Consider the following 6,000-nt stretch of genomic DNA (forward strand, 5'->3'; position numbering starts at 1 on the left):
CCGCGCGCACTGGTGCTCCACGCCGTACAGAGGCAGACTGCACGCGACGGGACGGTCCGTCCCGAACGGGGGCGCACACGCAACGACGGGAACACCGCGAGGGGGCGGCGAGACATGGCGGAGCCGGAGTTCACGGCCACAGGCGTGCGGATCGGCAGACGGCTGCGCTCGCTCACCCGGGCCGGACAGGTCCGGATCAGCGACGGCAGGCTCCAGTTGCTCACCAGCTACGGCAGCGAGATCGACAGCGCGCCGCTGCGGGCGGTGCGCGCCTCCACGCCCTGGTTCGTGTCCGACGACCGGGCGCTGGCCGACCTGAACGGCACGCGGTACCTGCTGACCCTGGGCCAGCGGGACCCGGTGCCGGACCGGTCCGGGCCGCCCGCGGCACGGCGCTTCGTCGAGGCGGTGCGCCGGGCGGCCGGACGCGGCGGCTGAACGGCGGAACGCGGCGGCCGCGCGGAGCGGAGCGAAGCGGCTTCGCCGTGGCAGCGGGGGGCGCCGAAGCGGATCGCCGTGGAAGCGGCGCCGCCGTGGCAGCGGCGCGGTGCCGTTGTGGCCGGTGCGGTGCGGGAGTGGCGGCGGTGCGGCACCGTCGCAGTCGGCACGCCGCCATCGCGCTCGGTGCGGCACCATCGCGGTCGATGCGGCGCATGGGCGACCGGTGCGGGCCACCGCGGTCAGTGCGGCGCCGGTGCGGTCGGCGCCGGCGCGTCACCATCGAGGTCGGTCCGGTGCCACCACAGTCGGTCCGGTTCCACCGCGGTCGGCCGGACGGGCGTGACCTCGACGGTGGGCGGGCGTGGCGCGGACGCGTATCGTCACCGCGCCGTCGCGGCGAGTTGCGGGAGCGCGCCCGCTGCGTCACGCTGGTCTCACTTCACTCTGGGTTTACCGGCGATAACGCTGCGAACCAGCCCGCCGGCCAGGACAGCAGGCGGACGTTTGGACGCAAGCACCCTGCTGGACCCGTTGTTCTCCGTGTTCCTCCGGTTCCTCCGGACCTCACAGGGGAGTCGCAGCCGTGATCAGTCATCCAAGCAGGTACTGCACGGTGGAGCTCCAAGCCCTGCCGTCGCGGATCGGCCAGGTCCGCAGAATCGTATCTGCGCAGTTGCGCTACTGGCATCTGGACTCGTTGATCGACCGGGCCGCGCTCGGCGTGACGGAGCTGCTGAGCAACGTCCACCGGCACGCGCGGCCCGACAAGTCGTGCACCGTCGAGCTGGAGCTGCTGCCGGACCGCCTCACGGTCTCGGTGCGCGACCACGACCCCCGCCTTCCCGTGCCGGTCGACACCGCGGATCCGCCGGACGCCACCCCGCTGGCCACCTGCGGGCGTGGTCTGGCGATGGTGGCCGCGGTGAGCGAGAGCTGGGGCGCGCGGCCGGACGGCGAGAACGGCAAGGTCGTGTGGTTCACGCTGCCGGCTCCGGCGGCGGCGCGCACCCATCCGGTCGTGACCGTGCGGAGCGCGGCACGGCCGGCGCCGACGCCGGTGCCCGTCGCGGCGGGCGTGGTGACGGAGGTCTCCGCCGCCGCGGGGGCCGCCGGGATACCGGCCGGGGCCGGGGCAGCGGTGGGCGGCCGGGCCGGTGTTCCGGTGGAGACGGCCGTCGCGGCGAGCGTGGCCGGGGCGGCGGCGATGACGGCCGGACCTCCCGTCGCGCCCGCCTTGCAACCCGTCTCCCCGACTCCCACCGCAGGCCCCGTCTCCCCTACTCTCACCACAGGCTCCGCCTCCCCGACTCCCGCCGCAGGGTCCGCCTCCCCTGCGGTCGGGACACCCGCGCCCGCCGGGTCGGCCGTTCGCGGCTGACCCTGCGGGCGCGCTTCTCCGTCCCGGACTCCTGGCGAGGAGCCCGGGATGCCCGTGTGCCCCCACCCACCCCATCCCGCCCCGACGACGGCGCGGACTGGCATTCTGTAACTACTAGTATGTACAGTACCCGCATGAGCACCCCGGAACGACTGATCGAATCCGCCCGTGAGCTGCTGTGGGAGCGCGGGTACGTGGGTACCAGCCCGAAGGCGATCCTGGAGCGCGCCGGAGCCGGCCAGGGCAGCATGTACCACCACTTCAAGGGCAAGCCGGACCTCGCCCTGGCGGCGATCCGGCGCACCGCCGAGGAACTCCGGGCCACCGCCGAGGCCGTGCTCGGCGGGCCGGGCACGCCGTACGAGCGCATCGAGGCGTATCTGCTGCGCGAGCGCGATGTGCTGCGCGGCTGCCCGGTCGGCCGGCTGACCATGGACCCGGACGTGATCGCGAGCGAGGAGCTGCGCGCACCGGTCGACGCGACGATCGCCGCGATCCGGGACCGGATCGCGGCGATCGTCGAAGAGGGCAAGAGCGAGGGGCAGTTCGCACCGGAGCTGGACGGCGCGGAGATCGGCGCCGCCGTCCTCGCCACCGTCCAAGGCGGCTACGTCCTCGCCCGCGCGTCCGGCTCCCCCGCCGCCTTCGACGCCGGCGTACGCGGCCTGCTCGCCCTGCTCGCCCCCCGGACTCCCGGACAGGAGAACTGAGTCGCGTGCGCCTCACCCGACAGCGTCCCGGCACCCGGCGGGGCCCGGCGGAGAACGTGCCGGGCGCCTTCATGACCCGCCTGGTGGTCATGGAGACCGCCGCGGACGGCACCACGACCGAGTGTCACGCACACGTGGCCGACCACCCCGCCTGAGAAGGGAAGCGCGAAGTGCACGCGATGCAGTACGAGTTCACCCTGCCCGCCGATTACGACATGGGCATCGTCCGGTCCCGGGTCGCCCGCGTCGGGCACCTGCTGGACGACTGGGACGGCCTGGGCGTCAAGACGTACCTGATGCGCGAGCGGGGAGTGAACGGTTCGCCGGTGAACCAGTACGGGCCGTTCTACCTGTGGAACACGCTGGAGGGCATGAACCGGTTCCTGTGGGGCGGCGCCTTCCGGGGACCCGTCGACGACTTCGGGCGGCCGGCGGTCCGGCAGTGGACCGGTCTGGCCTTCGAGGAGGGTGCCGCGAGCGCCGCCGCGCCCGCGTTCGCCGTCCGCCGGCGGCAACCGGTCCCGGACGGAGTGGAGTTGGCGTCCTTCATGGCGGACGCGGTGGAGGAGACCGGGCAGCTGGCGGCGGACGGCGCCGTGCTCGCGGCGGCGGCCGTGGACACGCACGCCTGGGAGCTGGTGCACTTCTCCCTCTGGGAGCAGGGTCTCTGGGAGCACGACGCCCCGAAGGCCGACGGCGATCTCTTCGAGGTGCTGCACCTGTCCGCGCCCGGCCGGGACCGGCTCGCGCACGGGAGGCAGTGGTGAGGCACGTCCGTACGGTCCTCGGTGACATCCCGCCCGCGGAGCTGGGGGTGTGCGACGCGCACGACCACCTCTTCCTGCGCAGCCCGCTGCTGCCGGGGCAGGAACTGGACGACGTGTCCGCCGCGCGGGCCGAGCTGGCGGCGTTCCGCGCGGCGGGCGGAACGGCCGTCGTGCAGTGGACGCCGTACGGCATGGGACGGCGGGCGGCGGACCTGCCCGCGTTGTCCCGGGCGGCCGGCGTGCGGATCGTCTGCGCCACCGGGATGCATCAAGCCGCCCATTACGAGCCGGAGCTGCTGGAGCGGCTGAGTGGCGCGGCGCTGGCCGGGCTGTTCGTCCGCGAACTCACCGATGGTATCGGGACATCCGGGGTCCGGGCCGGTCTGATCAAGGTGGCGGGCGGTTTCCACGGGCTCGACGCGCACGCCCGCCGGACGATGACGGCGGCGGCCGAGGCGCATCACGCCACCGGCGCGCCGATCGCCGTACACCTGGAGCTGGGCACCGGTGCGCTGGACGTACTGGACCTGTTGTGCGGAGAGTTGAGCGTGCCCGGGGAGCGGGTGATCCTGGGGCACCTGAACCGCTTCCCCGACCCGGTGGTGCACCAGGAGGCCGCCGCGGCAGGCTGCTGGCTGGCCTTCGACGGGCCGTCCCGCGCCCACCACGCCGCCGACTGGCGGATGCCGGAGGCCGTACGGGCCCTGGCCGAGGCGGGGTTCGGGGACCGGCTGCTGCTCGGCGGGGACACGGTGACCGCCGGGGCGCGTTCGGTCGACGGCGGGCCCGGTATGCCGTACCTGCTCCGCCGGGTGCGGCAGCGGCTGGCGGTGGCGGTGGGCGGGGAACTGGTGGAGCGGATACTCACCGAGCACCCGGGGCGGGCGTTCGCCGCCGACTGGAGGTGAGCAATTCCGGTAGACGGTTCGGCTGTGTCCGGGTCCTCGGCACAGCCGGGGCGCCGGCCGGCTGGAGGTCCTGTCGCGCCGTACCGTCGGCCGCGCCGAACGGCCGCCGCGGCCGGAGCGACCATGGTCGAGGGGAGCCCCTCCGGTGCCGGCGGACTCCCTGCGGGGTCCGCTCCCGACCCGCCGGGCCTCCCGACCCGCCGGACTCGGCTCACTCGCTCTCGGTCAGCGCCGACAGCGGGTCGTCCAGTACCGGCTGCCAGGCCAGTTCCGCCGCGCCGACCAGGCTGCTGTGGTCCAGGGTGCACGGCAGGATGGGTACGCCCCCGCTCTGGCCCCACAGGCTGCGGTCCGCGACGACCGCGCGCAGCCGGCCGGGGTCCGCTTCCAGCAGGGTGCGGTGCAGGCCGCCGAGGATGATGCGGTCCGGGTTGAGGATGTTGACCAGGCCGGCCAGCCCGAGGCCGAGGCGGTCGATGAGGGCCTCGGCCGCCCTGCGGACGGCCGGGTCGTCGTACTGGGTGCGCAGCAGGTCGCCGGCCTGCCGGAGCAGTGACACCTCGGGGCCGGGGTCGCGGCCGGCCTCCATGAGGAGGGCCAGCGGGTCGGCCTCCACGTCCAGGCAGCCCCGGCCGCCGCAGTGGCAAGGGCGGCCCTCGGGGTTGACCGTGAGGTGGCCGACCTCCAGGGCGAGGCCCGAACTGCCGGTGTGCAGACGGCCGTCCAGGACCAGCGCGCCGCCGACACCGCGGTGTCCGGTGGCCACGCACAGCAGGTGCCGCGCGCCCCGGCCGGCGCCGTGCCGGTGCTCGGCGAGCGCGACGAGGTTGACGTCGTTGCCGGTGAACGCGGGCCCGGCGAGACCGGCGGCGCGCACGCACTCCGCGAAGGTCCGGCGGACGGGCGCGCCGACGGGCCAGGCCAGGTGCAGCGGGTTGAGGGCCAGGCCGTCGGGCTCGGCGACGGCGGACGGCACGGCGAGTCCGGCGCCGACGCAGCGCCGGCCGGTGTCGCGCAGCAGCCGCGCGCCCGCCTCCACGACGCTGCCGAGCACCTGGGCCGGGTCGGCGTCGACGGTCTCGCAGCCGGGCGCGGTCGCCACGATCCGCCCGCCGAGCCCGACCAGCGCGGCCCGGAAGCCGTCGGCGTGGATCTGGGCCGCGAGCACCACCGGCCCGTCCTCGGCGACCTCCAGCCGGTGCGAGGGGCGCCCCTGGGAGCCGGCCGCGGAGCCGGGCCGGGCGTCCACCCGGATCAGGCCGAGCGCCTCCAGCTCGGCGGCGACCGCGCCGGCCGTGGCCCGGGTGACGCCGAGTTCGGCGGTGAGCACGGCCCGGGTCGGCGCGCGTCCGGTGTGCACCAGCTCCAGCGCGGGCCCGAGGGCTCCGCGGCCCCGGTCCAGCCGCGCCCTCGAGGTGGTCCTCTCCCCCGGTGTCCGGGGTTCCGCCTTGCCGTTCATGAGGGCGAGTCTCCCATGATCCGCACCCGGGCCGACCGGTGCCGCCCGCACCCGGCCGCTCACCGGGAGGGCGGGACGCGGCCGTCCGGTGCGGCGGGTCCGGCGCCGACGCAGCGCCCGGGCGTACGCGCGGCACCCCACTGGCGGGCGGGCCGCGAGGGGCCGCCGAAGCCGAACGAACCGCCGCCGCGCGGCCGCACGACGCGGTACGGCCCGGGTCCGGGCGCCGTCGGCGCCGAACGGCCCCGTTATCTTCTTCGCGGTCCTGCAAGAGGGCCGCTGGCCTCCGGGCCCGGCATGACTGTTGCCCCCTGTCGATCGGATGACCTGGGGGGTG

General features: G+C 75.5%; 6 protein-coding genes and 1 pseudogene. 6 read left to right on the forward strand and 1 reads right to left on the reverse strand.

Features of this window, described 5'->3' with window-relative positions:
- Positions 1–114 precede the first annotated feature (114 nt).
- The 6 genes and pseudogenes from ACH4OA_RS33080 to ACH4OA_RS33105 all read left to right on the forward strand — a co-directional run bounded on the left by ACH4OA_RS33080 (position 115) and on the right by ACH4OA_RS33105 (position 4,204).
- Positions 115–438 carry a hypothetical protein gene (locus tag ACH4OA_RS33080; RefSeq protein WP_365880539.1) on the forward strand — a complete coding sequence of 108 codons (324 nt, stop codon included), beginning with the start codon at positions 115–117 and terminating at the stop codon, positions 436–438.
- Positions 439–1,024: 586 nt separating this feature from the next.
- Positions 1,025–1,445: pseudogene (locus ACH4OA_RS33085) on the forward strand (ATP-binding protein); the annotation flags it as partial.
- A gap of 508 nt (positions 1,446–1,953) precedes the next feature.
- Entirely contained in the window at positions 1,954–2,529 is a 576-nt protein-coding gene (locus tag ACH4OA_RS33090; protein ID WP_397973081.1) for a TetR/AcrR family transcriptional regulator, read from the forward strand.
- Between the two features lie 5 nt (positions 2,530–2,534).
- A complete protein-coding gene (locus tag ACH4OA_RS33095; protein WP_397973084.1) occupies positions 2,535–2,684 on the forward strand; it encodes a hypothetical protein in 150 nt (49 codons plus the stop codon).
- Between the two features lie 15 nt (positions 2,685–2,699).
- Positions 2,700–3,296 (forward strand): DUF4865 family protein, encoded by a 597-nt coding sequence (locus tag ACH4OA_RS33100; protein ID WP_397973086.1) that lies wholly within the window; start codon positions 2,700–2,702, stop codon positions 3,294–3,296.
- Complete coding sequence (locus tag ACH4OA_RS33105; protein ID WP_397973089.1) at positions 3,293–4,204, forward strand: phosphotriesterase; 912 nt, start codon at positions 3,293–3,295, stop codon at positions 4,202–4,204. The genes ACH4OA_RS33100 and ACH4OA_RS33105 overlap by 4 nt, the downstream gene beginning before the upstream one ends.
- 211 nt (positions 4,205–4,415) lie before the next feature.
- Here the strand turns inward: ACH4OA_RS33105 and ACH4OA_RS33110 are convergent, their stop codons facing one another.
- A complete protein-coding gene (locus ACH4OA_RS33110) occupies positions 4,416–5,663 on the reverse strand; it encodes an ROK family protein (protein WP_397939392.1) in 1,248 nt (415 codons plus the stop codon).
- Positions 5,664–6,000 lie beyond the last annotated feature (337 nt).

It is taken from the genome of Streptomyces sp. NPDC017095 (assembly GCF_044332325.1).
In the GTDB taxonomy this organism is placed as follows: domain Bacteria; phylum Actinomycetota; class Actinomycetes; order Streptomycetales; family Streptomycetaceae; genus Streptomyces.